General features: G+C 63.2%; 1 protein-coding gene. It reads left to right on the top strand.

What is annotated here, in order from left to right:
• The first annotated feature begins 120 nt into the window (after positions 1-120).
• Positions 121-1,761, top strand: a complete 1,641-nt coding sequence (locus CQ14_RS00050; protein ID WP_057855930.1) for a lysine--tRNA ligase — start codon at positions 121-123, stop codon at positions 1,759-1,761.
• The last annotated feature ends 65 nt before the right edge of the window (positions 1,762-1,826 follow it).

Genomic DNA, 1,826 nt, shown 5'->3' with positions numbered 1-1,826 from the left:
GCGCGGCTTGCCTGGAAGGCGGACCGGGGCCCGTTACCCCATCTACGGAGTTTCGCCCGCCATTTTGCATTTTTCCGTGGAAGCGCTAGTTTCCGCGGCTTCCGGAGAGAGCCCTTATAAATGTCCACCATCGACCTTGCCTTTAGCCCGAGCGATCTGCGCGCGCTCGCCGAACAATCCAACGCCTGGCCGTTCGAGCAGGCCAAGGCCATTGTCGCGCGGCTGAAGAAAAACCCGAAGGACGAGGTGCTGTTCGAAACCGGCTACGGTCCGTCGGGCCTGCCGCATATCGGCACGTTCGGCGAGGTCGCGCGTACCTCGATGGTTCGCCACGCCTTCCGCGTGCTCACCGAGGACAAGATCAAGACGCGGCTGCTCGCCTTCTCCGACGACATGGACGGCCTGCGCAAGGTGCCGGACAACGTGCCGAACAAGGAACTGCTGGAAGCCAATCTCGGCAAGCCGCTGACCAAGGTGCCCGATCCGTTCGGCACCCATCCGAGCTTTGGCCAGCACAACAATGCGCGGCTGCGCGCCTTCCTTGATTCTTTTGGTTTCGACTACGAATTCGCCAGCGCGACCGACTACTACACTTCAGGCAAGTTCGACGTGGCGCTGCTGCGCATGCTGGAGCGGATCGAGAAGGTGATGGCGATCATGCTGCCGAGCCTGCGTGAGGAGCGCGCGGCGAGCTATTCGCCGTTCTTGCCGATCTGTCCGCGCACCGGCCTCGTGCTCTACGTGCCTGTGACGGCGCATGATGCCAAGGCCGGCACGATCTCCTACGAGGACCCGGAGACCAAGGAGAGCGTCACCGTTCCCGTCACCGGTGGTCACTGCAAACTGCAGTGGAAGCCGGACTGGGCGATGCGCTGGTACGCGCTCGGCGTCGACTATGAAATGGCCGGCAAGGACCTGATCGACTCGGTAAAGCTGTCGGGCAAGATCTGCTCGGCGCTCGGCGGCACGCCGCCGGAGGGCTTCAACTTCGAACTCTTCCTGGACGAGAAGGGCCAGAAGATCTCGAAGTCGAAGGGCAACGGTCTCACCATCGACGAATGGCTGCGCTACGCCTCGCCGGAATCGCTGTCGCTGTTCATGTACCGCGAGCCGAAGGCGGCGAAGCGGCTGTATTTCGACGTCATCCCGCGCAACGTCGACGACTACCAGCAGTTCCTCGACGGCTTTACGCGCCAGGACGCCAAGCAGCAGCTCGCCAATCCGGTGTGGCACATCCATTCCGGCAAGCCGCCGAAGGCCGACATGCCGGTCACGTTCCAGCTTCTTCTGACGCTGGTGTCGTCGTCGAACGCGGAGAACGCCGGGACGCTGTGGGGCTTCATCGGCCGCTATCGTCCGGGCGTGACGCCACAGTCGCATCCGAAGCTCGATGCGATGGTCGGCTACGCCATCAACTACTATCGCGACTTCGTGGCGCCGACGAAGCAGTTCCGCGAGCCGACCGACGGCGAGCGCGCCGCGCTGCAGGATCTGCGCGATGCACTGTCGCAATTGCCGGCGGGAGCAAGCGCCGAAGACATCCAGAACGTGGTCTACGAGATCGGCCGCCGCGAGCCGTTCCTGGATCAGGTCAAGAAGGGCAAGGATGGCCGGCCGGGCGTTTCGCTCGACTGGTTCAACATGCTCTACCAGGTGCTGCTCGGCCAGGAGAAGGGCCCGCGCTTCGGCTCGTTCGTTGCGGTGTATGGCGTGACGAATGCGGTAAACATGATCGATGGCGCGCTGGCAAGGAGTGCGTAGTCTCTCTTTCCTTTTCCCCTTGTGGGAGAAGGTGGCGCGAAGCGCCGGATGAGGGGTTCTCTCCG

The organism is Bradyrhizobium lablabi (assembly GCF_001440475.1).
Lineage (GTDB): Bacteria > Pseudomonadota > Alphaproteobacteria > Rhizobiales > Xanthobacteraceae > Bradyrhizobium > Bradyrhizobium lablabi.
Note: the sequence above shows the minus strand (reverse complement) of the source record. Positions and strands in the feature narration are given on the sequence as shown.